Origin of the sequence: Martelella sp. NC20, from assembly GCF_013459645.1 — a bacterium.
Classification (GTDB): domain Bacteria; phylum Pseudomonadota; class Alphaproteobacteria; order Rhizobiales; family Rhizobiaceae; genus Martelella.
The window spans coordinates 4,909,439-4,936,021 of sequence record NZ_CP054861.1 but is presented as its reverse complement, the minus strand read 5'-3'; the positions used below and the strand labels follow the sequence as shown (position 1 = coordinate 4,936,021).

Genomic DNA, 26,583 nt, shown 5'->3' with positions numbered 1-26,583 from the left:
TCGTCTCGTTGATGACGCCCTTCTGTCTCACGGCCGCCACCGTCGCGATGGCGGCGGAGGAGGAAGAGCATGCAGGCGGCACGCCGCATTATCCGCTGAAGCATCCGCACAATATGGAATGGAGCTTCTCCGGCCCGCTCGGCACATATGACCGCGCCCAATTGCAGCGCGGACTGAAGGTCTACAAGGACGTCTGCTCTGCCTGCCACTCGATGGATCTCGTGGCGTTCCGCACGCTGACCGATCTCGGCTATTCGGAAGATCAGGTGAAGACATTCGCCGCCGACTACGAAATCGAGGCCGGGCCCGACAATGACGGCAACATGTATATGCGGCCGGGCATCCCGTCGGATTATTTCCCGGCGCCCTTTGCCAATGCCGAGCAGGCGGCTGCCTCCAACAATGGCGCGGCCCCGCCCGATCTTTCGCTGATGGCCAAGGCGCGCGGCATCACCCGCGGCTTTCCGACCTTCGTGTTCGACATGTTCACGCAGTACCAGGAAGGCGGACCGGATTACATCTATTCGCTGCTGACCGGCTATGAAGAGGCGCCGGAAGGCGTCGAGGTGCCGGCCGGCGGACATTACAATCCGTATTTCGCCAATGCCGCGGCGCTCGCCATGGCGCCGCCGCTTTCCGACGGGATCGTCACTTACGACGATGGCTCGCCGGAAACCCTCGATCAGTATGCCAAGGATGTATCGGCGTTTCTGATGTGGACGGCGGAGCCGAAGCTCGAGGCGCGCAAGCAGACCGGCCTGACGGTCATGGTTTTTCTTGTGATCCTGACGGTGCTGGTCTACCTCACGAAGAAGTCGATTTACGGGCGCAAGCCGCATTGATTTCGCACGGTTTTACATAAGCAGAAAAAGGCGGCGGCAGCCGCCTTTTTAATGTGTTCGGTCTGGCACGACGAAAGGATCCTTGAAAATGAGTTCGAACCCCGAACTGGCCGCCGCCATTCGTTCGATCCCGGATTATCCCAAGCCCGGCATCATCTTTCGCGATATCACGACGCTTCTGGGCGATGCCCGCGCCTTTCGTCGTGCCGTGGATGAACTGGTGCAGCCCTATGTCGGGATGAAGATCGACAAGATCGCCGGCATCGAGGCGCGCGGCTTCATTCTCGGCGGCGCGCTGGCGCATCAGCTCTCTGCCGGTTTCGTGCCGATCCGCAAGAAGGGCAAGCTTCCCAACAAGACCGTGTCCATGGCCTATCAGCTCGAATATGGCGAGGACACGATGGAAATGCATGTCGACGCCATCCGGCCGGGCGAGAAGGTGATCCTCTGCGACGACCTGATTGCGACCGGCGGTACGGCCGAAGGCGCGGTCAAGCTTCTGCGCCAGATGGGGGCGGAGATCGTCTCGGCCTGCTTCATCATCGACCTGAAGGACCTGCCCGGCCGCAAAAAGCTCGAGGCGATGGATGTCGAGGTGCGGTCGCTGGTGGAGTATGAGGGGCACTGAGGCGACATTACGCCGGCTGTTTTAGTTGACCAACCTTTCACGACGGGCGTCACCCTCGGGCTTGACCCGAGGGTCCAGGCAGCGTTCTCCGTGTCGCCTGGATGCTCGGGTCAAGCCCGAGCATGACCCAAGAAAATCGGCAGCACGAGGCAGCATCAGGCCGCCTTCGAAAGCGCCTCGTTGATATCGTCCTGGATATCCTCCGGCTTTTCGGTCGGGGCATAGCGCTTGATCGGCTCGCCGTCGCGACCGATCAGGAATTTGGTGAAATTCCATTTGACGATGCCGGAGCCGAGAAAGCCGGGGCGTTCCTTCTTCAGATATCTGAACAACGGATGCGCATCGTCGCCATTGACGTCGATCTTGGCGAACATCGGGAAGTCGATATCGAACTGGGTCTTGCAGAACCCGGCGATTTCGCCCTCATCGCCGGGCTCCTGTCCGCCGAACTGGTTGCAGGGAAATCCGAGGACGGCAAAGGCCTGATCCCGGTATTTCCTGTGCAGCATCTCCAGCCCCTCATATTGCGGTGTGAAACCGCATTTGCTGGCGGTGTTGACGATCAGCAGCACATGCCCTTTGAAATCGGCGAGGCTGACGTCCTCGCCGGTTATGCTTTTGGCGGTAAAATCATAGATACTCATGCTTGTCCCCGGTTCCCTGTGGATCGGGATCAATGTGGCGCAGGGCGCACCGGACTTCAAGCTGCACGGTCGCGGGCGGAGCCCTACGTGTTGAACCGGAAATGGATCACGTCGCCATCGGCGACGATGTATTCCTTGCCTTCGTCGCGGGCCTTGCCGGCTTCCTTGGCGCCGGTCTCGCCCTTGAAGGTGATATAGTCCTCATAGGCGATGGTGAAGGCGCGAATGAAGCCGCGTTCGAAATCGGTATGGATCACGCCGGCGGCGGCCGGGGCCTTGGTTCCACGGCGGATGGTCCAGGCGCGGGTTTCCTTGGGGCCGACGGTGAAATAGGTGATCAGCTCGAGCAGCTTGTAGCCGGCGCGGATCAGCCGGTCGAGGCCGGGTTCCTCAAGACCCATTTCGGATAGGAACATTTCGGCTTCTTCCGCGTCGAGCTGGGCCACTTCGGCCTCGATCGCCGCCGAGATGATCACGGTTTCCGCTGCCTGGCCGGCCGCCATTTCGGCTACCGCCCTGGTGTGCTGATTGCCTTGGGCAGCATCGCTTTCTGCAACATTGCAGACGTAAAGCACTGGCTTGGACGTCAGCAGGTTGAGCGCTTTGAGGATTTTAAGCTCTTCGGGATCGAGTTCGCCAAGAAGGCTGCGCACCGGCTTGCCGTCCTGAAGCAGCTTCAGCGATGCCTCCATCACGGGAAGCACGGCCGTTGCCTCCTTGTCCTTGCCGGTCGCGCGCTTGCGGGTCTGGTCGGCGCGTCGTTCGAGACTTTCGAGGTCGGCGAGCATCAGTTCGGTCTCGATTGTTTCGGCATCGGCTACCGGGTCGATCCGGCCCTCGACATGGGTAATGTCGTCATCCTCGAAACAGCGCAGCACGTGAACCACGGCATCGACCTCGCGGATATTGGCGAGGAACTGGTTGCCGAGCCCTTCGCCCTTGGAGGCGCCGCGCACCAGGCCCGCGATGTCGACGAAGGAGATGCGGGTCGGTATGATTTCCTTGGAGCCCGCGATCTTAGCAAGCGCCGTCATGCGCTCATCGGGGACCGCAACTTCGCCGGTGTTGGGCTCGATCGTGCAGAACGGATAATTGGCGGCCTGCGCCGCGGCGGTCTTCGTCAGCGCGTTGAAAAGGGTCGATTTGCCGACATTGGGCAGGCCGACAATTCCGCATTTGAAACCCATGGAAATATCCTGTTTCGTGAATTCCTGTCTTGCGAGAGGCTATGGGCGATGAAGGCGGCCGAGGTCAAGGCTGGATCGGCGAAACCGGGCTTTTCTGGCCTCGGGTCTTGCGAAAATGGCGGTGAAAGCGCAAAATAGGTCATTCGTCAGGCGCCGCGATGAATGGCTGCTATTGGCACACAATCTTCTTCAGAGAACATTTCAGAGAGCACGCGCGTGAGCGATACGGGCATCGATACAAAACGCAAGACCAAAACCGCGCTGAAGCTTGAAAAGCCGCGGCTCTACAAGGTCATTCTCGTCAACGACGACTATACCCCGCGCGAATTCGTGCTGATGGTGCTGAAGGCGGTTTTCCGCATGAGCGAGGATCAGGGCTACAAGGTGATGATCACCGCCCACCAGAAGGGCAGTTGCGTCGTCGCGGTCTACAGCCGCGACATCGCCGAGACCAAGGCCAAGGAAGCGGTCGATCTCGCCAGGGAGATCGGCTTTCCGCTGATGTTCCAGACCGAGCCCGAGGAGTAGGGCGCTTCAGTCCTTCTTCGGACCGAACATCTTCTTCAGCATCTCGGCCATCGGGCCGCGTTCCGGCACATTCTGCGGGCCGCGCTGCCGTGCCTTGTGGATATGGGACTGGCCCTTGCGGACGGGCGCCGCTTTCGGTTCGGGTTTTGCGGGCGGCGCGCCTGCCGATAGCGCAAGCTTGTTCATCAACTGGGAATCCTCGCCGCGCACCAGAAGCGCGGCATTTTCGGCCAGCGCCGCAAGCAGCGGCTCCAGCCATTCGGAATCCGCCTTGGCAAAATCGCTGAGAACATGGCCGTGCACGCGCTCCTTGCTGCCGGGGTGGCCAATGCCCAGCCTCAGCCGCCGGTAGGCATTGCCGCAATGCGCGTCGATCGACTTGATGCCGTTGTGGCCGCCGGAGCCGCCGCCGGTCTTGATCCGCGCCTTGCCGGGCATCAGGTCCAGTTCGTCGTAGATCACGATCAGATCGGCCGGGGTGAGCTTGTAGAAGCGCATTGCTTCCCCGACGCTCTCGCCGGAAAGGTTCATGAAGGTCTGGGGCTTCACGATCAGGACCTTTTCACCGGCGAGGCTACCCTCGGCGATCAGCCCCTTGAATTTCTTCGACCAGGGCGAAAACCCGTTCCTGTCGGCAATCGCGTCGGCGGCCATGAAGCCGATATTGTGGCGATTGCCGTCATATTGGCTGCCCGGATTGCCGAGGCCCGCGATGATGAGCATGGGACTGTCCTGTCATGAAAACCGGCTCTCAACAACCGGTTTTCGTCGCCGCTGTCAACCGGCGGAAAGCCGTATGATGGTATCGGCGAGCGGAAGCGGGCGCGAATAGAGGTAGCCCTGGCCATATTGGGCGCCGATGGCGTGGACCTGGCGCGCCTGTTCTTCGTTCTCGACGCCTTCCGCCACCATCTGACATCCCATGTTCAGCGAGATCGCGGCGATACCCTCGATCAGCCGGCGCGACCGGCTGGCGACAGCGGCGTCGGGGTCGGTGAGGTTGCGGGTGAAGGACTGGTCGATCTTGATCACGTCGACCTGCAGGCGCGAGAGATAGGAAAGCGAGGAGTAGCCGGTACCGAAATCGTCAAGCGCCAACCGACAGCCCAACAGCCGCAGCTTCTGCAGGCTTCCGCGAATCCGGTCGCTGTCTTCCAGGAATACGGCCTCGGTGATCTCGACGGTCAGACGCGCCGGATCGATGCCGAAGGCGTCGAGTTTCTCGGCCATGAAATCGACCATGTCCGGGGTGAGTTGCACCGGCGACAGGTTTACGGCGAGATCGAGCGCGTCATTGCGCAACTGCTTGCTGATCTGGCGGAAACCCGCCAGCGCTTTCGCGAAGAACTGGCGTCCGGCGGGAGCGATCTGCTCCGTTTCCTCGGCGATCGCTATGAACTCGCCGGGCATGATGACGCCCTTTTCGGGGTGGTTTATTCTGATCAGCGCCTCGAAGCCGATCGTTGCGCCGCTGGCGAGACTGATGATGGGCTGGAAATGCGGCTCGAACAGGTTTTCTTCGATACCCCTTCGCAGATCCGCCTCGGTTTGCGCGCGCTTTCTGGTGTTGGTAAACATTTCCGGTTCGAACCAGAGCGTTCCGTGGCGGCCAGCCTTTTTCTGAACGGAAACCGCGATTGTGGCGAGCCGCAGCAGGTTCCTGCCATCGGTGGCGTGGTCCGGCGCTGAGGCGATGCCGATGCTGACATTTGTGGTGATCGAGGCTGTCTTCACGGTGAAAGGCAGATAGATCGCATCGTGAATGGCATTGGCGAGAGCTTCGGCGCGCGCCTTCGCCTCTGCGCCGGCGAGCACGAAGGCGAATTCATCGCCTCCAAGCCGGGCTGCGTAACTCCTTTCATCCAGTGCCGGGGTGAGCCGCTTGACGAAACCGCGAAGGACCTCCTCGCCCTTCTGGAATCCGTGATGGTCGATGACGGTCTTGAAACGGTCGAAATCCACCAGAACGCAGATCACGTCCTGTCCCGGGCTTGCCAGCAGGTGGTCCAACGCGCGTTCAAACCCCATCCTGTTCAGCAGTCCGGTCAAGGGGTCGGTAAGAAGCGGCGCGTTCTCGTGCGCACTGGCCGATATCTCGGGAATTTCACGGATGACGGCCAGTATGAAGTGATCGCCATCGGGGGTGGCGACGGGTAGGGCGGAAAACCAGATATCCACGCGGCTACCATCGGCGCGCAGATATTTCAGCGTGCCTGCCTGCGCGAGGCTGGATGAACGCATCCGTTCGAGGCGGTCAGCGATCATGCGGCGGTCGGAATCGGCAATGAATTCGGTCATGTGCACGTTCAGGACATTTTCACGTCGATATCCGCCCGCCGAAAGCCAGCCATGGCTGGCATCGACGATCTGACCGCTGACCGAAATCAGAACGACCATTTCGGTTTCGCTCTCGAACAGCTCGCCAAAAGCGTTCGCCTCCGGCAGCGCCTTTGGTTCCGATGCCGCAAAGTAGCGCGAGAAGCGGTTCAGCTTCGATAGGCGTCTGCGCCGCTTGTTGCGGGCTTCGAGCAACTCACGCTTGAAGGTGCTGTCGGCCAGCACCGTCGGCGCCCGCCACATCAGCAAGCCGAGCGCGGCAATGGCGATCAGGCACACGCCGCGCAATATCCAGGTGCTCAAGAGCGAGGGGTCGGAAAAATAGAGCGTCAGTTCTCCCGTCCCGTCCGCCGGGTTCGTGAAAACGATCGTCTGCGTATGGGTGAGCAGATGCCGCTCCTGCCGGCCGGAGAGATTTCCGTCCGTCACGATCAGGTCGAGCAGGCCGGTCTGGTTCCTTATTTCAAGCTTCTTGACAACGGACGTATCCACCAGCGCGGCGGCAATGACGCCAATGGCCTCGATATCAGCGGCCGCGATTGTCGGCGCACTGACATTTGCAAGGCCGGCAATATAATCATTGGTCTCTATCCGCCGCTTCTCTCCCACCCAAAGCCCGAAAAGGGCGGTCAGCACCATCGCACAGGCAAGCGTTACTCCGCATGAAAGCGCTAACATTCCCGTTCTACTCAACTTACGGCGCAAAACTGCACGCTCCTGCCTGATGCAAATGACGTTTGATCCCGAACAGGGAAACACCTGAATATGTTTCGGCTCCAGACCAGCGCAACCGGCGGAGGCAATCGCGCAGCAAATATATGTAAGCCAATGATATTAAACGCACCGGCGTCAGCCTTGGCAAGCATATTTTAGTGTGCACTTACAATTAAAAAACCGCGGACTCGCGCCCGCGGTTCGTATCTGCCGATATCGGACGAGATCAATTCTCTTCAGAATTCTCGTCTGACTGTGCAGTCGCTTCGACCTCACCTGCCTCTGGCGTATCGCCCTCGTCGGACTTGAGGCCTGCGGGCGTTGCGATCGTGGCGATGGTGAAGTCGCGGTCGGAGATGACCGGCGTCACGTTTTTCGGCAGGTCGACGGCCGAAATGTGGATGCTGTCGCCGAGCTGGGCCGAAACGAGATCGACCGTGATGCTGTCGGGGATCGCGTTGGCCGGGCAGTGGAATTCAACTTCGTGACGCACGATGTTGAGCACGCCGCCCTTCTTGATGCCGGGGCACTTGTCATCATTGATGAAGTGAACCGGGACGGCGACGGTAACGGTGCTCTTTTCGGAGATCCGCAGGAAGTCGACATGCATGACGAAATCGCGGACGGGATCGAGCTGATAGTCCTTGGGCAGGACCATGTGCTTATCCTTGCCGACTTCGACGGTGAAGGTGGTCGTCATGAAACCACCGTCGAAGATAAGCTTGGTGATCTCCTTGCGCGCGATCGCGATTGAAACCGGGGCTTGTTTGTCGCCGTAGATCACGGCGGGGACCATACCGTTGCGGCGCAGTTCCCGGGCGGACCCCTTACCGACCCGTTCGCGCGCTTCGGCCGTGAGCACGGAATTGGTGTTGCTCATAGCAATTCCTTTCGGTTGTGTGCGGAGCGTTTTGCGGCGATATCTGAAAACCGCAAGACGGAGCGCCGTTGCCGGCCCTCATTCGCGCTGCCTCCAAGGGTGTCTGCGCGAACGGAGTGCCTATATATGAGGTGGTCTCAAAAGGCAAGTGTGAGCTGTGCCGGCAAAACTTCGCGAAATGCGGGCCCCGCTCTATCGCCGTCCGCGCGGGCCGGGGCGGCCGCCTTGCATCGGGCGGCCGCGCTTCGACTTGTGGAACGAGCGGGTGGCGGCCGGCAGTTTCTTGCCGGAACTCAGCATTTCGAAACGCAGGGCGCCCGCAAGCGGGATCGCCTCGACCAGTTGCACCTCGACATCGTCGCCGAGCTGATAGCCGAGCCCGGTCTTGTCGCCGACCAGCGCCTGGCGGACCTCGTCGTGGACGAAATAGTCTGTCCCGAGCGTGGAGACCGGAATGAAGCCGTCGGCGCCGTATTCGGGCAGCGCGATGAACAGGCCGGAGCGGGTGACGCCGGCCACGCGGCCATCGAAGCTCTCACCGATGCGGCCGGCCAGATGATGCGCCACCAGCCGGTCGACGGTCTCGCGCTCGGCGGCCATGGCGCGGCGCTCGAAGGTCGATATCTCGGCGGCGATGTCATCGAGCTGGGCTTCCTCCTCCGCCGTCAGCCCGCCTTCGCCGAGATGCAGCGAGGCCACCAGCGCGCGGTGGACGATCAGGTCGGCATAGCGGCGGATCGGCGAGGTGAAATGGGCGTATTTCATCAGGTTCAGCCCGAAATGGCCGATATTCTCCGGTGAATAGACCGCCTGGCTCTGGGAGCGCAGCACCATCTGGTTGACGATGTCCTTGTGCGGGCTGTCCTCCGCCTTGGACAGGATGCCGTTGAAGGAGTTGGCGCGCAGATTGCCGCCCTTCGCCAGCGGAATCGAGAGCGTGGCCAGAAAATCGCGCAGGGTTTCCTGCTTGGCGAGCGTCGGTGCGTCATGGGCACGGTAGATCAGTTTCTGGCGCTTGCTTTCCAGCGTTTCGGCGGCGGCGACATTCGCCTGGATCATCATCTCCTCGATCAGCTTGTGGGCATCGAGGCGGGGCGGGACCACCACCCTGTCGACCGTGCCGTCTCCCTTCAGCAGGATGCGGCGCTCCGGCATGTCGAGTTCGAGCGGCTGGCGGCGGTCGCGGCCGCGCTTCATCGTCTCGTAGGCCGCCCAGAGCGGCTTCAGAATGGGCTCCAGCAGCGGGCCGGTCTGGTCGTCGGTGTGGCCGTCGATCGCGGCCTGCGCCTGTTGGTAGGAGAGTTTTGCGGCACTCTTCATCATGATCCGGTGGAAGGTATGGGAGGCCTTTCGGCCGTCCTTCGAAAACACCATCCTGACGGCAAGCGCCGGCCGGTCCTCGCCCTCGCGCAGCGAGCAGAGGTCGTTGGAAATCCGCTCGGGCAGCATCGGCACCACCCGGTCCGGGAAATAAACCGAATTGCCGCGCTTCAGCGCCTCGCGGTCAAGCGAGGATTTCGGGCGGACGTAATACGAGACATCGGCGATCGCGACGGTGACGATCACGCCGCCCTCGTTTTCGGGCCTTGTGTCCGGCTCGGCGAAGACGGCGTCGTCATGGTCCTTGGCGTCGGCCGGGTCGATGGTGACGAGCGGCAGGTCGCGCCAGTCCTCGCGATGCGACATGGTGGCGGGCTTGGCGGCGTCCGCCTCGTCTAGCACCTGTTTCGGGAAGATATGCGGAATCCCGTGAGCGTGGATCGCGATCATCGACACCGCCTTTTCGGAGGCGAGCGAGCCGACCACCGAGAGCACCGAGCCGCGCGGCAGGCCGTAACGGCCGGAGCGCTGGACGTCGACCTCGACAAGGTCACCGTCCTTGGCGTCGGCGAGTTCGACGAGGTCGACTTCATTGTCGCGCCGGTCGATCGGCATCAGCCGGGCGCTGCCGTCATCGAGGATGCGGACGACGCCGAGGGCGGCGAGCTTGCGCTTGTCGATCACCTTGATGATGCGGGCGGTATAGGACGGGCCGGTCTCGGATTTCGACGGGAAAATCTTGGCGAGGATCCGGTCGCCGAGGCCAGCGGTCGGGGACTTGCGGTTGCCGTTCTTGCCACCGCCAGACTGGCGCACCAGCACGGCGGGGGCCGCACCCTCCTCGATCGGCCATTCGGCCGGCCGGGCGATCAGTTCGCCGTCCTTGTCGCGGGTGGTGATGTCGAGCACGGTGACTGGGGGTAGGGCGCCCGGGCGCATCAGGCTCTTGTTCTTCTTCTGCAGCAGCCCTTCGTCCTCGAGCTCGCGCAGCAGCGCCTTCAGCACGATACGGTCGTCGCCCTTGATCCCGAAGGCCCTGGCGATCTCGCGCTTGGAGGCCTGTTCCGGATTGTCATTGATGAAGGCGAGCAGCACGTCGCGCGGCGGCACCGCGCCATGGATGATGGTCGGGGCGGTCGCGCTCTTCTGCTTTTCCGTCCGGCGGGGACGCGGTTTCTGGCTCAACTGTTGTCGCCTTCAGCCTCTGCGGTTTTCTTCGCGGAAGCTGTTTTCCTGGTGGTTGTCTTCTTTGCCGCCGTCTTTTTGGCGGCTGGCTTTTTCGCTGCGGCCTTCTTCGCGGGTTTCTTCAGGCCCGCCTTTTCGGCGCGCGCGGCGAGAAGCGGCACGGCCTCTTCCATGGTCACGGATTGCGGTTCCTTGCCCTTGGGGATTGTGGCGTTGATCTTGCCCCATTTGACATAAGGTCCGTAGCGGCCCTCATTGACCGTCACTTCGCCGCCCTCGGGGTGGTCGCCGAGCGATTTCAGCGCCTTGGCTGTTGCGCCCCGGCGTCCGCCATTGGCCTTCTTGTCGGCAATGGCGGCAACCGCGCGGTTGACGCCGACCGCGAAGACCTCGTCGATGCTCTCGAGATTGGCATAGGTGCCGTCATGAAGCACGAACGGTCCGTAGCGGCCCAGGCCCGCGGTAATCATCTTGCCGTCTTCGGGATGCGATCCGACATCGCGCGGCAGCGCCAACAGCCTGAGCGCCTTTTCAAGGTCGATATCCTCCGGCTTCCAGCCCTTCGGCAGCGAGGAGCGCTTGGCCTCCTTGCCGTCGCCGCGCTGGACATAGGGGCCGAAGCGGCCGGAACGGAGCGTGACCGGGTCGCCCGTTTCCGGATCGGTGCCGAGTTCGTTGGGTTCGTTCGGATTGACGCCGCCATTGGCGGCTTCCGCGTCGCCGGAAAGCTGGCGGGTGAAGTTGCACTCCGGATAGTTCGAGCAGCCGACGAACGCGCCGTATTTGCCGAGCTTCAGCGAAAGCTGGCCGGTGCCGCAGGCCTGGCACTGGCGCGGATCGCCGCCATCCTCGCGCTTGGGGAACACCAGCGGCGCCAGCGCCTCATTCAACGCATCGAGAACATTGGTGACGCGCAGTTCCTTGGTGCCTTCGACCTGGGCGAAGAAATCCTTCCAGAAATCACGCAGCACCTGTTTCCATTCGAGCGAGCCGTCGGAAATCCTGTCGAGCTTTTCCTCAAGCTCGGCGGTGAAATCGTATTCGACATAACGGCTGAAGAAATTCTCCAGGAACGCCGTCACCAGCCGGCCCTTGGGCTCGGGCGTCAGCTTGCGGTTCTCGATCGTCACATATTCGCGGTCGCGCAGCGTGGCGAGCGTCGAGGCATAGGTGGAGGGGCGGCCGATGCCGAGCTCTTCGAGCCGCTTGATCAGCGATGCTTCCGAAAACCGCGGCGGCGGTTCGGTGAAGTGCTGGGTGGCGCGGATCTTTTCCTTGGCGACGCTCTCGCCCTGATTGATCTCGGGAAGGCGTCCGTCATCGTCACCGTCGTCGGACGGCGTCTTTTCTTCCTGATTATCGGTGTAGGCCGCAAGGAAACCGTCAAAGCGGACGATGGTGCCAACTGCGCGCAGCCCGACAATCTCGCCACCATTGGCGGCCTCGATTTCAGCAGTGGTGCGCTCCATCTCCGCAGAAGCCATCTGGCTTGCGATTCCGCGTTTCCAGATCAGGTCGTAGAGCCGGAACTGATCGGAATCGAGATGTTTGCGCACCGATTGCGGCGTGCGGGTGAAATCGGTCGGGCGAATCGCCTCGTGGGCTTCCTGGGCGTTCTTGGCCTTCACGGAGTATCCGCGCGCCTGCTCGGGAAGGTAGCGCGTACCGAACTGGTCGCCGATCGCGTCCCTGGCGGCGGCAATGGCCTCGGGCGCCATCGAGACGCCGTCGGTACGCATGTATGTGATCAGACCGGCGGCCTCGCCGCCAAGGCTTATTCCCTCATAGAGGCGCTGCGCCACCTGCATGGTGCGTGAGGCCGAAAAGCCGAGACGCGAGGAGGCGGCCTGCTGCAGGGTGGAGGTGGTGAAGGGCGGTCCCGGATTGCGCCTGACGGGCTTTGCCTCGACGCTCTTGACGCTATAGCTCGCCGTCTCCAGCAAGACCCTGATGCGCTCGGCCTGTTCGCCGGTCTTGATCGAATTCTTCTGAACCCGCTTGCCGTCGGCCAGCACCAGCCGCGCCTCGAAGGCATCATTGCGCGGGGTCTTCAGGTCGGCGACAATGCTCCAGTATTCCTCGGGAATGAAGCGCTCGATCTCGCTTTCGCGTTCGCAGACCAGACGCAGCGCCACGGATTGCACCCGGCCCGCCGAGCGGGCGCCGGGAAGCTTGCGCCACAAGACCGGCGACAGGTTGAAGCCGACGAGATAGTCGAGCGCGCGCCGCGCCAGATAGGCATTGACCAGCGCTTCATCGATATCGCGCGGATTGGCCATGGCGTCGAGCACCGACTTCTTGGTGATCGCGTTGAACACCACCCGCTTGACCGGCTTGTCCTTCAGCAGTTTTTTCTTGTTCAGCAGGTCGAGAACATGCCAGGAAATGGCTTCGCCTTCCCTGTCCGGGTCGGTCGCGAGGATCAGGCCGTCGGCGTTTTTCATCGCGTCGGCGATATCCTTGACCCGCTTGGCCGATGCGGTGTCGACCTTCCATAACATCGCGAAATCATCATCGGGCAGGACCGATCCATCCTTGGCAGGCAGATCACGGACATGGCCGAAAGAGGCGAGAACCTTGTAGTCCTTGCCGAGATATTTGTTGATTGTCTTGGCTTTGGCGGGCGACTCTACAACAACAAGGTCCATGTAATCCGTTTCCTGGGTCTGCGTACGAACCTGGTTCGACGCCCGCATCTTCGCGGTAAATTATCGGTCGCGCGCTCGGCCCGTACCCGCCGGCTCGGCGGCCGCGAGGCGCATCCGGGCAGAATGGCGGATATGACGGGGGTGTCCCGCTTGGCGGAGAACGCTATCGAGGCGTTCCCTTGATGGCAACCTTCGCCTCCGCTTCTACCAATTTCGCCGGGAGATCAAGCAGAATGGACATTTTTGGCTGTCTCAAGCTGCATTTACTGTTCCGACCGTTGGCTCACGAGATGGACAGGGATGGCGGCCGGGTCAAGGCCTCGGGGCCATTTTTGCATGTTTACACGCTAATACAACCAGAAGAGAATACTAATAATAATTGCAATCCTGACCTTTGGCGGTATTGTTTGTCAGGTGAGTAGAGTGCCGGTTCGGATTCGATCCGTTGCCGAAAAATAGGTGTATGTATGTCGTCCTTTCCTCCTGAACGCGAAGGTTCCCGAAAATTGACCGAAGAGGAAATTATTTATATCCGTCAGATACTGGGCCAACTGCGTCGGCTTTCAAATAAGGACGGGGCTGAAATGCTCTGCTACCTGATCGACATGGCCTATATAGAGGCGGGGGATGTGCAGACGCAGGTGCTCGCCCCCTCGGTCCGCAAGGGCTGAATTCCAATTTGACCGGCAACAACCGTTTTCGATTTGTTAGCGCTGTCATTTCTATCTGAAGGACGCAATCCTCAGATCAGTGAAACTTTGCCTCCGGGGTGGCGCGCCAGCCGGCCGGCGAGGTCCAGTTCGAGCAAAATCAGCTGAACGGCGGCCGCGTTCACGCCGCTGAAGCGTATCAGGTCGTCGATCTCGCAGGGGCTCGGACCCAGCGCCTCGGCCACCCGTGCGCGATCGTCATCATCGGGGGCTGCTGCCGGAGGCTCTTCCGCCTCCTCTTCATCCGCGCCGCCTCGTATCGGCAGCTCCATCTGCGACAGCGGCGCCAGCGCCTCCAGCACATCCTCCGGGCTGCACACGATCATCGCGCCCTGCTTGATCAGCCCGTTGGTTCCATGCGCGCGCGGATCGAGCGGCGAGCCCGGCACGGCCAGCACCAGCCGTCCGCATTCATTGGCAAGCCGCGCGGTGATCAGCGAGCCCGAGCGGTTCGCCGCCTCGATCACGACCACGGCGAGCGAGCAGCCGGCGATCAGCCGGTTGCGGCGCGGAAAGTCGCGCGCGCGCGGCTCCCACCCATAGGGCATTTCGCTGATGGCAACGCCGCCTTCGCCGCAGATTTCGCGATAGAGTTCGATGTTTTCGGGCGGGTAGGGGCGGTCGAGGCCGCCGGCGATCACGGCCAGCGTTCCGTGAAACAGGCTCGCGCGGTGGGCGGCGGCGTCAATACCACGCGCCAGCCCCGAGACCACGGTATAGCCGGCGCCGGCTGCGACATTGGCGATCATGGCGGTGAACTTGGCGCCGGCCACCGAGGCGTTGCGGGCGCCGACAATGCCGACGGCGGGGCGGGTCGCGACATCGCCGCTGCCGCACATGGCCAGAAGCGGCGGTGCGCCGTCGATGGCCCGCAGCGCCGGCGGGTAATCCGGCTCGCCGATGGCGACGAACCGGCCCTTGTGGCGGGCCGCCACCGCCAGTTCGCTTTCGGCCTCGACCGTGCTCGCCACGCGAAAACGCTTCCGGGCGCCGCCGCGCACCGCGAGTTCGGGAAGCCTTTCAAGCGCTGCCTCGGCGCTGCCGTAATGGTTGATCAGTTCGCGAAACGTAACGGGGCCGACATTGTCGCTGCGGATCAGGCGAAGCCAGGCGATGCGCTGGCTTTCCGAAAGGGCGATGCCGGAGCGGTCTTTCAAGGAAGGGCTTCCGTGTTTTGGAACCCGACGGCCCCGCTTCGGAAATCCTCCCCTGGTGTCACCCCTTGTCTCCGATCCTGCTTTCGGTGCCCGAAATCAGGCGCTCGATATTGGTCTTGTGTCGCCACCATGAGATCATCGTCAAAATCGCCATGACGAGTGAAACCTGCGGTAGGCCCATTATCCACAGGGCAACCGGTATGGCAAGCGTCGCGATCAGCGCGGAAAGCGAGGAATAGCGCGAAAGTCGCGCGATCAGCAGCCAGACGAAGGCGAAGATCAGCACCGCCGCCGGCGCGACCCCGAGCAGCACACCGATATAGGTCGCGACCCCCTTGCCGCCCTTGAAGCCGAGCCAGACGGGAAACAGGTGGCCGATGAAGGCCGCGGCCCCTGCCAGAAGTCCCGCATCGCTGCCGTAAAGCGTGGTGGCGAGGATCACCGCAAAGGTCGCCTTCAGGGCATCGAGAACGAGGGTGAGGGCTGCCAGATGCCGTTTGCCGGTGCGCAGCACGTTGGTGGCGCCGATATTGCCGGAGCCGATGCTCCGGATATCGCCGAGGCCCGCCGCCTTCGTGATCAGGAAACCGAACGGGATCGAGCCTAGAAGGTAGCCGCCGGCAAGCGCGATCGCGGCTTGTGTCGCTGTCAGATCGAATGAGAATAGTGCCGGCACTTTGCCCCCTTCCGGTCAGTCCGCCTGATAGACCTTGATGCCGCCAACATATGTCCTGACGGCCCGGCCGGAAAAGCGGGCATTTTCGAATGTCGTGTTTTTCGAGCGTGAAACCAGCCGGTCGGGCTTCACCACCCATGGTTCGTCGAGGTCGATCAGGGTGATATCGGCCTTTGCGCCGGGCCGAAGCGAGCCGGCATCGAGATCGAACAGTTTCGCCGGCCGGGTCGACATCGCATCGATCAGCCGCATCAGCGGCACGTCGCCGCTATGGTGGAGGCGAAGGGCGGCGGCGAGCATGGTCTCCAGGCCGATCGCGCCGTCTTCCGCATCCGAAAACGGCAGACGCTTGGTGTCGACATCCTGCGGGTCGTGCGAGGAGACGATGATGTCGATCAGCCCGTCCTTCAGCGCCTCGACCATCTTCTGCCGGTCCTCTTCCTGCCGGAGCGGCGGCGACAGCTTGAAGAAGGTGCGGTATTCGCCGATGTCGTTTTCGTTCAGCGTCAGGTGATTGATCGAAATGCCGCTGGAAACCGAGGCGCCGCGGTTGCGCGCCACGCCGATGGCCTCGACCGATTCGGGAACCGAAATCAGCGCGGCATGGTAGCGGGCCCCGGTGAGGGTTGCCAGACGCAGATCGCGCTCGAGCGGGATCACTTCCGCCTCGCGCGGCGTGCCGGAAAGGCCGAGCCAGCTTGCGAACAGGCCCTCGTTCATCACGCCGGTCTCGGAGAGGTAGCGGTCGCGCGGCTCCAGCGCCACCACCGCGTCGAACGAGCGGGCGTAGGTCATCGCGCGTCTGACCACCCGGTTGTCGGAAAGCGAATAGCGGCCATTGGCGAAGGCGACCGCGCCTTGCGCCTTCAGCATGCCGATCTCGGTCATCTCGTCGCCCCTGAGGCCCTTGGTGAGGGCGGCGGCGGGATAGACGTTGACGACGGCCTTGTCGCGCGCGGTCTTCAGTACGAATTCGAGCAGCGCCACGTCATCGATCGGCGGCTGGGTGTCCGGCATCATCACGAACGAGGTGATGCCGCCGGCCGCCGCCGCGCGCCCGGCCGACTGGATGGTTTCGGTATGCTCCGCGCCGGGCTCGCCGACGAACACATGGGCGTCGACGAGGCCGGGGGTTGCGACAAGGCCGTTGCAGTCGACGATCTCGGCGTCGTCCGGCGTTCCCTGGTTGCGGGCATCGGCTCCGGCGGCGACGATCCGGCCGTTCTCGACGATGATCGTGCCGGTTTCATCGAGGTTGCGGGACGGATCGATGATGCGGGCGTTTTTGAGAACGAGCGGCTTCATGCGCGCGGCCCTCCGTTTTCCGAAAGCATCAGCGTCTCCATCACAGCCATGCGCACGGCGACCCCCATTTCCACCTGCCGCTCGATCACGCTCTGCGGGCCGTCGGCGACCTCGGAGGCGATTTCGACGCCGCGGTTCATGGGGCCGGGATGCATCACCAGCGCATCGTCCTTGGCCGCCTTCAGCTTCTCGCGGTCGAGCCCCCAGAAATGGAAATATTCGCGCACCGAAGGCACGAAGGAGCCGGACATGCGCTCGCGCTGGAGACGGAGCATCATCACCACATCGGCGTCCTTCAGCCCTTCCTCCATCGTGTCGCAGACCTCGACGCTCATGTCGCGGATGCCGGCGGGCAGCAGCGTCGCCGGACCCACGACCCGCACCCGGGCGCCCATCGTGTTGAGCAGGATGATGTTGGAGCGGGCGACGCGCGAATGCAGGATATCGCCGCAGATCGCCACCACGATATTGTCGAGCCGGCCCTTTGCCTGCCTGATCGTCAGTGCATCGAGCAGCGCCTGGGTCGGATGTTCATGCGCGCCGTCGCCGGCATTGATCACCGAGCAGGCGACCTTCTGGGACAGGAGTTCGGCAGCCCCCGCCGAGGAGTGGCGGATCACCAGAACATCGGGATGCATGGCGTTCAGCGTCATCGCCGTATCGATCAGCGTCTCGCCCTTCTTGACCGAGGAATTGCCGACCGACATGTTCATCACATCCGCGCCGAGCCTTTTGCCGGCCAGTTCGAACGAGGCCTGGGTCCGGGTCGAGGCCTCGAAGAACAGGTTGATCTGGGTTAGGCCGCGCAGCACGCTGTTCTTCTTCTGGCGTGACCGGTTGAAGGCGATCGCCTCTTCGGCCTTGTCGAGAAGGGTTTCGACATCGATGGGAGAGAGCCCCTTTATGCCGATCAGGTGTCGGTGGGGAAAGAAGACCATGAAGCTTTCCTCCATATGAGGTCGGGCGGTCCGTCGCGGGAAGTTCTGGCGTCTATAATGGCTCGCCGGCCTCGCCGCAAGCTTTGACAGATGATATCGAAGCATGCCAACTGCGGATAAGCTGAAAACGGGACTAAGTGCACGCCGATGGCCGACGCCGACATTTACAAGACTCTGAACCAGCCCAGGCCCTGGAGCAACCTGAACGCCTTCCAGTCGGACCCGCTGCTGGGTGATCTGACGCGCGCGCTGGGCCGACCGTTGCGCGAGGAGTTCGACGCGATCGGGCGCTACGTCACCTCGCCGGAGGCGCAGGAACTGGCGCAGATGGCCAATACCAGCCTGCCGCAGCTGAAGACGCACGGACCGGCGGGTGAGCGGCTCGATACCGTTTCGTTTCATCCGGCCTGGCATGCGCTGATGCGCCGCTCCATGGCCACGGGCCTGCATTCCCTGCTTTGGGAGCCGCCGCGCGATGCCGACTCGAGATCCAAGGCTCACAAGCTGCGCGCCGTCCGGCTGTTCCTCTCCGCCCAGCTTGAATGCGGCCATCTGGAGCCGCTGTCATCGACCTCTGCTTCGCTTGCGGTACTCGCAGCCGCCCCGCAACTGCGCGACGAATGGGCGCCGAAAATCCTGTCGCGCAAATATGATTCGACCAACCGCGCCCAGAACCAGAAGACCTCCGCCACCATCGGGTTGGCTATTGCCGAAAAGCAGGCCGGCAGCGACATGCGCGCGCCGGTCACCAAGGCGCACCGGGTCAGCGAAGGCGTCTACCGGCTCTCCGGCCACAAATGGTTCGTCTCCGCGCCGATGAGCGACGCTTTCATCATGCTTGCCGATGTCGAGGGCAAGCCCGGATGTTTCCTGGTGCCGCGTCTGCTCGACGAGGGGCGGGGCAATGCGCTGCGCTATCAGCGTCTCAAGGACAAGCTCGGGCTCAGATCCAATGCGGCCGCCGAGGTCGAATTCTCCGACGCTTTCGGATTCCTGCTCGGGCCGCCCGATGGCGGGCTCAGGACGATCCTCGACATGCTGACGCTGATGCGGCTCGACAGCGCCGTGATCGCCTCCGGGCTGATGCGCGCCGCCGTCGCCGAGGCGGCGCATGCGGCGCGGGGGCGGAAGGTCGCCGGCCGCGCGCTCGTGGTCCAGCCGCTGATGATGCGCGTGCTCGCCGATCTGGCGCTCGATGTCGCTGCCGCCGGCGCGCTTTCGTTCCGGCTTGCCGAAAGCTTCGACCGCGCCCGCGACAGCGCCGAGGAAGCGGCTTACGCCCGGGTGATGACCCCGGTCGCCAAATACTGGACCACCAAGATCGCGCCCGCCGTGGTGGCCGAGGCGATGGAGACGATGGGCGCCAACGGTTTCATCGAGGACCGGCCGATCACCCGTCACTATCGCGACGCGCCCGGCCTTGCGATGCACGACGGCGCCGGCAATCTGATGGCGCTCGATCTTCGCCGTGTCGTGGAACATGGCGGCGAGCTGTTTGAAGCCGTCTTCCAGATCATCGCCCGCGATCTCGGCGCCTCGGGCGGCAAGATCGTGGAATTGCTGCGCGCGGCGATGGCGCTGTGCAAGAGCGACGAGAGCGCCGCCCGGATATTCATCGAGCAACTGGCGCTCGCCGCCGGTGCCGCGGAACTCTACCGGCTCGGTGCCGGACGGATTGCAGATGCCTTCCTCGAAACCCGCCTCGCAGCCGGCTGGCGCTCCACCTATGGCATGCTCGATACCCGCTTCGACCCGAGCTATATCGTCGAATTGCTGTTTCCCGAAGTCGACTGACGGGGCCGTCTGATCAGGAGAACAAAAGGCCACGCCCGAAGGCGCGGCCAAGGTGCTGACCAAGCTGCGATTTCAGAGTTTTTGATCCTATCTGATCCTACCCACAGGTGTCATGCTCGGGCTTGACCCGAGCATCCATGCTACGCAAGCCATTGATCATAATGGTGTTTTTGAGACCGCGCAGTCCGACCTGGATCCTCGGGTCAAGCCCGAGGATGACACGGGATAGGCAGGCGGGTTTGTCAATAAACTAAAGGCCACGCCCGAAGGCGCGGCCTTTTTGGTACGGATCACCCGCGAGCAAGCTCAAGCAGGCGTGATCTTTCTTGCCGAACGCTGCGGCTGCTTAGAACGTCGAGGAGCCGCCGCGCTTGCCCTTGAGGTCGGCGCGGGACTTGCCCATTGCGTTGAGCGATGCGTCGTCGAGGCGCAGCAGGGCGTCGGCGACGAAGCGGTCTGCCTGACGCTGGCGGGCATCGGTGAGGTTCTTGTAGGCGGTGCGGAAAAAGCCCATTCTGGTAACTCCCTGTCTTGATGATCGAGATGCGGTGTCTGCCGCCGATCCAATCGGCCCCGGCTGCTGTCAAACCGTCTTCCGGTCCGGCGCGAGGCCTTCATCGATCAACTGTGCCCAATATAAGGACATGCCCGGCGTTGAGGCAGATAGGCAGGGTCATGGGAGCCATGCGTCTCCTGCATGCTTTGCCTTTCGCGCTTCATGGCGATAGAGCCGGGCGGTCGCCAGAAAACGGCGGAAAACGATTCCGATCCGGGACGGGATCGGCTATCGTCGCGCCGACAATGATCCGGTGGTATTTATTCATGTTTCAGACCTTCGACGTTTCCTCCCGCCCCGAACAGGCTTCTCCGCGCATCGCCGCTCTTCGTGCGCTGTTTCCCGCTCTGGGCATCAACGCCTTTCTGGTGCCGCGCACCGATGAATATCAGGGCGAATATGTGCCGGCATCGGCCGAACGGCTCGCCTGGCTGACCGGGTTTACCGGCTCGGCCGGGATCGCGCTGGTGATGGAACGCCAGGCGGTGGTGTTCGTCGATGGCCGCTACACCACGCAGCTTGCCGCCCAGACCGACGCCGATCTGATCACCGCCGGCGATCTGGTCAACTGCCCGCCGCCGGCATGGCTTGGTGAACACAAGCCGAAGCGGCTGAAACTCGGCATCGATCCGTGGCTGCATACGCCGGCGGAAGTCGAGAAGCTGCAATCGGCGCTGGCCGGTATCGACGGCGAACTGGTGCTGCTTTCCGAAAACCCGGTGGACGGCATCTGGACCGATCGCCCGGCCGCGCCTTCCGCCCCGGTCACGGTCCAGAACAGCGACCTTGCCGGACAAACGGCCGGGCAAAAGGTTGCGGCCGTTGCCGCGATGCTGCGGGAGAAGAACGCGGATGCGGCGCTGATCGCCGATTCGACCTCGGTTGCATGGCTGTTCAACATCCGCGGCAATGACGTGGCCCATACGCCCGCGCCGCTGTCGCGCGCGATCGTGAAGGCGGATGGATCGGCTCTGCTGTTCCTGACGCCCGGGAAGGTGGCCGGGGAAGCGGCGGCTCATCTGAGGCCGCTCGCCTCGCTTTTGCCGCCGGACGCCATTTCCGACGCGCTTTCAGCGATCGCGCAGGCGGGCGAAACCCTTCTCATCGATCGCGCGGCGGTGCCCTATGCGGTTGTGCGGATCGTGGAGGCGGCCGGCGGCAAATGGCGGAACGCGCCCGATCCGGTTCCGCCCACCCGTGCGATCAAGAACCCGGCGGAGCAGGCGGGAACGCGCGCCGCCCATATGCAGGACGGCGCCGCCATGGTGTCGTTTCTGGCATGGCTTGACGGCCAGGCGCCGGGCACCGTCAGCGAGATCGATGCGGCGACGGCGCTGGAAACGGCGCGCGCGGAGACCGGAATGCGGATGCAGAACCCGCTTCGCGACATTTCCTTCGATACGATCTCGGGCGCAGGCCCGAATGCCGCGATCATCCACTACCGCGTCACGACTGAGACCAGCCGCATGCTGCAATCCGGCGAGATGTATCTCGTCGATTCCGGCGCGCAGTATCAGAACGGCACCACCGACATCACCCGAACGCTGGCGATCGGCGATGTCGATGACGCGCGGAAGAAGTTCTTCACGCTGGTGCTGAAAGGCATGATCGCGATTTCGCGTGCGCGCTTTCCGGCGGGCACGCGCGGCATGGATCTCGACCCGCTCGCCCGGACGGCGCTCTGGCAGGCCGGCGTCGATTATGCCCACGGGACTGGTCACGGCGTCGGTTCCTATCTTTCGGTTCATGAGGGGCCGCAGCGGATATCGCGGCTGGGCTCGGCCGAGCTGAAGCCGGGCATGATCCTGTCCAACGAGCCCGGCTATTATCGCCCGGGCGCCTTCGGAATCCGGATCGAGAACCTGGTTCTGGTGAAGGAGGCCGAACCCATCGAGGGCGGCGAAATTCCGATGCTCGGCTTCGAGACGCTGACCTGGTGCCCGATCGACCTCCGGCTGATCCTTCCGGCACTTCTGAGCCCCGAGGAGATAGCGTGGCTCGATGGCTATCACGGCGAGGTTCGCGAAAAACTCGCCCCCCTGGTCGCAAGCGATGGCGAGCGGCGCTGGCTGGAGCAGGCGACAAGGCCGCTCGGCTCTCAGGCGATGACGAAGGTGCGCGCGACCATCACCACCGACCAGCCGGCGGCGATCATCGGCAGCGGCGAGGCATAGCGCAGCCCGAGCAGCAGGGCTGCGGCCATGGCGAGTTTCGTGTCCCACCCTCCGGCATAGAAGGCGGGCGCGACCAGCGTCGTCAGCACCGCCGCCGGAATGGCGTTGAGCGCCGCCTCGACGCGCGGCGGGATGCGCGAGACCACCGACAGCAGGAGATAGCCCGCGATCCGCGTCAGATAGGTGACGAGGGCGGCGGCCAGGATGACAAGCGTGATATGATCGTCGGTGAAATTGCTCACGGCTTTTCCGCCTTCCCGGCGGGCTGCGGCGGAAGGGCCGCGGCCAGCAGAATACCCGCAAAAGCCCCGACGCTGACATGCCAGGGCGAGCCGATGGTGATGAAGGCGAGCACCGAACCGATGGCGCTGACGGCCACCACCGGCAGATAGTTGGCGCGATGCCGGAAGCCGATGACGATGCTCAGAAAATAGATCGGGAGCAGCACGTCGAGCCCGAGGGCCTCCGGATTGGTGATGAAGCCGCCCAGCGTCGCCCCGAGCAGCGTCATGGCGTTCCATATCGAATAGAAACAGAGCGCGACGCCGATATACCAGGCGAAGGTCACCGGCGTGCCTGCATCCTCCCGCTTCAGCGTCTCGGCGAATTGCGGATCGGTGAGGAAGAAGAACGAGGTAAGGCGCTCGGCTCTTGAAAAACGCGAGAAGATCGGCGTCACGGCCGCCGAATAGAGTACGTGCCGAAAATTGACCGCGAGGATCGAAGCCACGATGATCCAGGCCGCGACATGCTGCCCGAAGAGCTCGACGCCCACGAGCTGGCTCGCGCCGGCAAACATTGTCAGGCTCATCAGCGCGGCCTCGGCCACGCTTTGCCCCTGCGCCACGGCGACGGCGCCGAACAGGACGCCGAAGGGCGCCGCCGATAGCGCCGGCACCAGGCCGGAGCGCAGCCCGCTCCGGAATTCGCGTGTGTCAGCCAAGATGCGAGCCTCCCGTCGTCGGGAGCGGAGAATATGAAGCGGTCATGGGGCGGTACGTGTGGTTGCGGGCGTGGAAAGAAGTGTTTCCGCCATGGATAAGCCGGTTGCCGCCCGGAACACAAATCAGATCCGTTGATGGATCGATTGACAAATGCTCAACCTGAAATGGCGGTATCGCTGTCGATGATCTCGACGCCGGCGTCGCGCATCTCGCCGATCGCGCTCCTGACGCCTTCGGGATCGATGCCGCGGCAGCCGTCCTCGATCAGGCGGACCGTCACGCCCGGCAGCATGGCGACGGCATCGAGCGCGGAAAACCTGACGCAGTAATCCGTCGCCAGCCCCAGAATATCGAGCGTTCCGACCGATTTGTGCCGCAGATAGGCATCGAGCCCGGTCACCGCATTACGATCATTGTCACGAAAGGCCGAATAGGAGTCGACCTCGGGGTTCTCGCCCTTGCGTTGGACATGGTCGATCGCGGCGACATTCAGGTCGGGGTGAAAGTCTGCGTCGGGCGTGTTCTGGACGCAGTGATCGGGCCACATCACCTGCGGTTTTCCCGAAAGTTCGCCGATGTCGAACGGCTGTTTGCCGGGATGGGCGGAGGCAAACGAACCGTGGCCCGGCGGGTGCCAGTCCTGCGAGGCGACAATCAGTCCGTAGCCGCCGTTTTCGATCAGCCGGTTGGCGACCGGCACCACGGCATCGCCATCGGCCACGGCAAGATTGCCGCCCGGGCAGAAGCCGTTCTGGATATCCACCAGCAGCAGCGCTTTCATCTCTCACCTCCTCAAAACACTTTCTCCAATCTGCCACGGACAGGTGGTCAATGGGAAGACGGCAGATAGTGTTCGACCGGTTGCGGCCGGCTGAAAAGAAAGCCCTGCAGGCTTTCACAGCCATATCTGCGCAGCCATTCCTCCTGCTCCTGGGTTTCCACCCCTTCCGCCACGATTACGAGGCCGAGGTGATGCGCCGTGGTGATGATCAGTTCGACCAGCGACGTGTCATTGCTGTCGTGCGGTACGCCGGAGATGAAGGATTGGTCGATCTTCAATTCGTCAAGCGGCAGTTGCTTGAGGTAGAGAAGCGCGGAATAGCCGGTCCCGAAATCGTCGATCGACAAGCGGACCTTCAGGTCGCGGATGGTCAGCAGTTGCGAAAGCGTGAGTTCGAAGTTGGCGATCATCAGGCTTTCGGTCATCTCCAGCGTGAGATGGTTGGGCGCGAAGTCGTAGTGCTTCAACAGCGCGTTCAACTGATCGACGAAATCCTCCTGAAGAAACTGCTGCACCGAGACGTTGACCGACAAATGCAGATCGGGATATTCGGCAAGCAGCTTGCAGGCCTCTTCTAGAACCCACGCGCCGATCGGCACGATCAGGCCGGTGCTCTCGGCGACATCGATGAAATCGCCGGGACTTATGATGCCGCGCTCGGGATGGTCGAGCCGCAACAGCGCCTCGAAATGACGGCCGGAGGTGTCACGGTTGATGATCGGCTGCAGATAGATCCTGAACCCGTTGCTCTGCAATGCCCGCTCCAGAGCGGTTTCCAGGTCGAACCGCGATACCAGCTGGTCGACCATGTCGTCGTGGAACCAGCTTATGCTGCCGCGCCCCTTCGCCTTGGCGTTGTGCATGGCAAGGTCGGCGCGGCGCAACTCGTCATTGGCGCTTTCGGCCTCGGGGCCGACGAGTACGGCCCCGACGCAGGTGCTGGGCGTAATGTGGTGGCTGTTGACGAAGGCCTTCTGCGAGAGCTTCTCATGCAGCCTGTCGATCCGTTCCTGCGCCGCCTCCAGGGCCGTTGTCCGGTCTGTGCCCAGATCCGTCAGCAGCACCAGAAACTCGTCGCTCGACAGCCGTGCGGTGAAGCTGCCGGGCTCGATGTTGTTGCTCAGCCGCCGCCCTGTCGCGCGCAAAAGCGCATCGCCGATATTGTGGCCGAAGATCGAGTTTACGGCGGCAAAATTGTCCAGGTCGAAGATGGCAAGCGCCATGTGCTGGTTGGAAAGCCTGTGGGAGGCGAGAAAGTTCAGCATCACCTCCTGCGCCCTGGCGCGATTGGCAAGCTTGGTCAGCGGATCGTAGAAGGCGAGTGCTTCGATCCGCTCCTCATTGCGGCGCCGATCGGTGATGTCGCGCCAGATGCTGACGGCGCCGAGCGGCTCGCCGCGGGGGTCGATCACGGGTGTGCGAAACATTTCAAGAGTGTATTTCTTGCCCGTCGGACTTGTGACCTCCCCCTGGGCAACATGGTTCTCGCGCGCGTCGATGGCTCCGAAGACCTGCTGACGCAACAGGCTGTCCTCGCTCTGCCCGAACAGTTCCCTGTCGCTCTTGCCGACAATCATTTCCACCGGCATGCCAACGAATTCCGCCGCTGCCTGATTGCAGGCCACGATCTGGCGGTCGGGACGCCTGAAATAGATCTGGTCGGGTATGGCATCCATCATCACGCGCAGCAGCAGGTGCTGGCGGGCAAGCTCGCGGACCAGGCGCCGACGTCGGAATGTGATGAAGACCAGCAGCAGGACCGTTGCCAGGAGAATGCACAGCACCGACACGAATGCAAAATTCAGCCGGTTGAAATTGACGACGGTGTAGGTCTGGCCAACGTCCCGGCTCTCCAGGACCACCGACATCAGCGCCGTTTCGCCCTCCTGGGTCACCGGCCAGCTGAACATGCTTACCTGGCGGATTTCGCCATCCTTCAAACGTTGCTCGAACCGGAAATAGTTCTTCCGCAGTTGCACCGCCTGGTCCAGATCGTCGGCCATCTTCGATTGCTGGATCTGGTTCAGGTCGGAAACGGAAAGCGTCTGGAATTCTTCCCGCGACCAGCCGTAGAGCGCCTGGGCAGCCTGGTTTGAGGCTAGAAACTCGCCGGTCGAGGGGTCGAGGACGAACATTGCCATCGGGCTCTCATCGATGGCCGGCGGAAACTCAAAAGGGCGGGGTCTGGCATGGAGGGGGGAGGCAAATAACACAATAGCGAGCAATGCCAGGTGAGCGAAGCTGCGAACGCACGTCCGTTGTCTGCATGCGGAATATATGACAGCCTCCTGCGCAACTACCTAGTCTATCTAAATCGCTTTGGTGAGAACAACCTGAACGGAAGGGCAGTATGAGGCGAAACTAATTTAAAATTGATAAATGGCGAGGCTTGCGAGCGTGTGCGATAATATGGCCATCGGCATCCACAGCCGAATGATTCCGGTCACAAGACATAAGTCCGAGCGATCGAACAACTCGATCGTATGACTTTTTTTGGTATCGGGAAGGCGTTTCCGAAAAAAACGGATCGTCTTGGAATGCCGGGCGATCAGTCGGCACCGCCCGATGTTCCGGATTCTCTATTTTGGCGCGTCGGGTTAACGAAAAACCGGTGCCCAGTTTTTCGCCCGACGCT

Annotated in this window: 22 protein-coding genes; 6 read left to right on the top strand and 16 right to left on the bottom strand. The window is 62.6% G+C overall.

Annotated elements, in window-relative coordinates; translation table 11 throughout:
• The first annotated feature begins 11 nt into the window (after positions 1 to 11).
• Both HQ843_RS23615 and HQ843_RS23610 read left to right on the top strand, forming a co-directional pair.
• On the top strand, positions 12 to 842 hold the full coding sequence (locus HQ843_RS23615; RefSeq protein ID WP_371822150.1) for a cytochrome c1: 831 nt from the start codon (positions 12 to 14) through the stop codon (positions 840 to 842).
• Between the two features lie 88 nt (positions 843 to 930).
• Entirely contained in the window at positions 931 to 1,470 is a 540-nt protein-coding gene (locus HQ843_RS23610) for an adenine phosphoribosyltransferase (RefSeq protein WP_180900911.1), read from the top strand.
• A 155-nt stretch (positions 1,471 to 1,625) separates the two neighbouring features.
• On the opposite strand, the gene HQ843_RS23605 is transcribed toward HQ843_RS23610, so the two are convergent.
• Both HQ843_RS23605 and ychF read right to left on the bottom strand, forming a co-directional pair.
• Complete coding sequence (locus HQ843_RS23605) at positions 1,626 to 2,114, bottom strand: glutathione peroxidase (protein ID WP_180900912.1); 489 nt, start codon at positions 2,112 to 2,114, stop codon at positions 1,626 to 1,628.
• Positions 2,115 to 2,197: 83 nt separating this feature from the next.
• The gene (gene ychF, locus HQ843_RS23600) at positions 2,198 to 3,301 is read right to left on the bottom strand and encodes a redox-regulated ATPase YchF (protein WP_180900913.1); all 1,104 of its coding nucleotides are present in this window, start codon (positions 3,299 to 3,301) and stop codon (positions 2,198 to 2,200) included.
• Positions 3,302 to 3,517: 216 nt separating this feature from the next.
• Between ychF and clpS the strand changes: the two genes are divergently transcribed.
• Positions 3,518 to 3,829, top strand: a complete 312-nt coding sequence (gene clpS, locus HQ843_RS23595) for an ATP-dependent Clp protease adapter ClpS (protein ID WP_180900914.1) — start codon at positions 3,518 to 3,520, stop codon at positions 3,827 to 3,829.
• Positions 3,830 to 3,835: 6 nt separating this feature from the next.
• Here clpS and pth read toward each other — a convergent pair whose 3' ends face one another.
• The 5 genes from pth to topA form a co-directional block, all read right to left on the bottom strand.
• Positions 3,836 to 4,552 carry an aminoacyl-tRNA hydrolase gene (gene pth / locus HQ843_RS23590; RefSeq protein ID WP_180900915.1) on the bottom strand — a complete coding sequence of 239 codons (717 nt, stop codon included), beginning with the start codon at positions 4,550 to 4,552 and terminating at the stop codon, positions 3,836 to 3,838.
• A 54-nt stretch (positions 4,553 to 4,606) separates the two neighbouring features.
• Positions 4,607 to 6,844: a putative bifunctional diguanylate cyclase/phosphodiesterase gene (locus HQ843_RS23585; protein WP_180900916.1), complete on the bottom strand. Its 2,238-nt coding sequence runs from the start codon at positions 6,842 to 6,844 to the stop codon at positions 4,607 to 4,609.
• A 262-nt stretch (positions 6,845 to 7,106) separates the two neighbouring features.
• On the bottom strand, positions 7,107 to 7,760 hold the full coding sequence (locus HQ843_RS23580) for a 50S ribosomal protein L25/general stress protein Ctc (RefSeq protein ID WP_180900917.1): 654 nt from the start codon (positions 7,758 to 7,760) through the stop codon (positions 7,107 to 7,109).
• Between the two features lie 192 nt (positions 7,761 to 7,952).
• Positions 7,953 to 10,265: a ribonuclease R gene (gene rnr, locus HQ843_RS23575; RefSeq protein ID WP_246710206.1), complete on the bottom strand. Its 2,313-nt coding sequence runs from the start codon at positions 10,263 to 10,265 to the stop codon at positions 7,953 to 7,955.
• Positions 10,262 to 12,913: a type I DNA topoisomerase gene (gene topA, locus HQ843_RS23570; protein ID WP_180900918.1), complete on the bottom strand. Its 2,652-nt coding sequence runs from the start codon at positions 12,911 to 12,913 to the stop codon at positions 10,262 to 10,264. The genes rnr and topA overlap by 4 nt, the downstream gene beginning before the upstream one ends.
• A gap of 506 nt (positions 12,914 to 13,419) precedes the next feature.
• Here topA and HQ843_RS23565 point away from each other — a divergent pair.
• Positions 13,420 to 13,584 carry a hypothetical protein gene (locus HQ843_RS23565; protein WP_246710205.1) on the top strand — a complete coding sequence of 55 codons (165 nt, stop codon included), beginning with the start codon at positions 13,420 to 13,422 and terminating at the stop codon, positions 13,582 to 13,584.
• A 71-nt stretch (positions 13,585 to 13,655) separates the two neighbouring features.
• Here HQ843_RS23565 and dprA read toward each other — a convergent pair whose 3' ends face one another.
• The 4 genes from dprA to HQ843_RS23545 are packed head-to-tail and all read right to left on the bottom strand — an operon-like array spanning position 13,656 to position 17,699.
• Positions 13,656 to 14,780: a DNA-processing protein DprA gene (gene dprA / locus HQ843_RS23560; protein WP_180900920.1), complete on the bottom strand. Its 1,125-nt coding sequence runs from the start codon at positions 14,778 to 14,780 to the stop codon at positions 13,656 to 13,658.
• A 58-nt stretch (positions 14,781 to 14,838) separates the two neighbouring features.
• Positions 14,839 to 15,456 carry a glycerol-3-phosphate 1-O-acyltransferase PlsY gene (plsY, locus tag HQ843_RS23555; protein WP_180900921.1) on the bottom strand — a complete coding sequence of 206 codons (618 nt, stop codon included), beginning with the start codon at positions 15,454 to 15,456 and terminating at the stop codon, positions 14,839 to 14,841.
• A gap of 15 nt (positions 15,457 to 15,471) precedes the next feature.
• Positions 15,472 to 16,761 carry a dihydroorotase gene (locus tag HQ843_RS23550; RefSeq protein ID WP_180900922.1) on the bottom strand — a complete coding sequence of 430 codons (1,290 nt, stop codon included), beginning with the start codon at positions 16,759 to 16,761 and terminating at the stop codon, positions 15,472 to 15,474.
• Complete coding sequence (locus tag HQ843_RS23545; RefSeq protein WP_180903332.1) at positions 16,758 to 17,699, bottom strand: aspartate carbamoyltransferase catalytic subunit; 942 nt, start codon at positions 17,697 to 17,699, stop codon at positions 16,758 to 16,760. Before HQ843_RS23545 ends, HQ843_RS23550 begins: the two co-directional genes overlap by 4 nt.
• 147 nt (positions 17,700 to 17,846) lie before the next feature.
• Between HQ843_RS23545 and HQ843_RS23540 the strand changes: the two genes are divergently transcribed.
• Entirely contained in the window at positions 17,847 to 19,493 is a 1,647-nt protein-coding gene (locus HQ843_RS23540) for an acyl-CoA dehydrogenase family protein (protein ID WP_180900923.1), read from the top strand.
• A 346-nt stretch (positions 19,494 to 19,839) separates the two neighbouring features.
• Here HQ843_RS23540 and HQ843_RS23535 read toward each other — a convergent pair whose 3' ends face one another.
• Entirely contained in the window at positions 19,840 to 20,007 is a 168-nt protein-coding gene (locus HQ843_RS23535) for a hypothetical protein (RefSeq protein WP_180900924.1), read from the bottom strand.
• Between the two features lie 308 nt (positions 20,008 to 20,315).
• On the opposite strand from HQ843_RS23535, the gene HQ843_RS23530 reads away from it, so the two are divergent.
• On the top strand, positions 20,316 to 22,223 hold the full coding sequence (locus tag HQ843_RS23530) for an aminopeptidase P family protein (RefSeq protein ID WP_180900925.1): 1,908 nt from the start codon (positions 20,316 to 20,318) through the stop codon (positions 22,221 to 22,223).
• Here the strand turns inward: HQ843_RS23530 and HQ843_RS23525 are convergent.
• From HQ843_RS23525 to HQ843_RS23510, 4 genes are all read right to left on the bottom strand, one after another.
• Positions 22,148 to 22,465, bottom strand: a complete 318-nt coding sequence (locus HQ843_RS23525) for an AzlD family protein (protein ID WP_180900926.1) — start codon at positions 22,463 to 22,465, stop codon at positions 22,148 to 22,150. The genes HQ843_RS23530 and HQ843_RS23525 overlap by 76 nt on opposite strands.
• Positions 22,462 to 23,166, bottom strand: a complete 705-nt coding sequence (locus HQ843_RS23520; RefSeq protein WP_180900927.1) for an AzlC family ABC transporter permease — start codon at positions 23,164 to 23,166, stop codon at positions 22,462 to 22,464. The genes HQ843_RS23525 and HQ843_RS23520 overlap by 4 nt, the downstream gene beginning before the upstream one ends.
• A gap of 155 nt (positions 23,167 to 23,321) precedes the next feature.
• Complete coding sequence (gene pncA / locus HQ843_RS23515) at positions 23,322 to 23,948, bottom strand: bifunctional nicotinamidase/pyrazinamidase (protein WP_180900928.1); 627 nt, start codon at positions 23,946 to 23,948, stop codon at positions 23,322 to 23,324.
• Positions 23,949 to 23,995: 47 nt separating this feature from the next.
• Positions 23,996 to 26,161, bottom strand: a complete 2,166-nt coding sequence (locus HQ843_RS23510) for a sensor domain-containing protein (protein ID WP_256432934.1) — start codon at positions 26,159 to 26,161, stop codon at positions 23,996 to 23,998.
• Between the last annotated feature and the right edge of the window lie 422 nt (positions 26,162 to 26,583).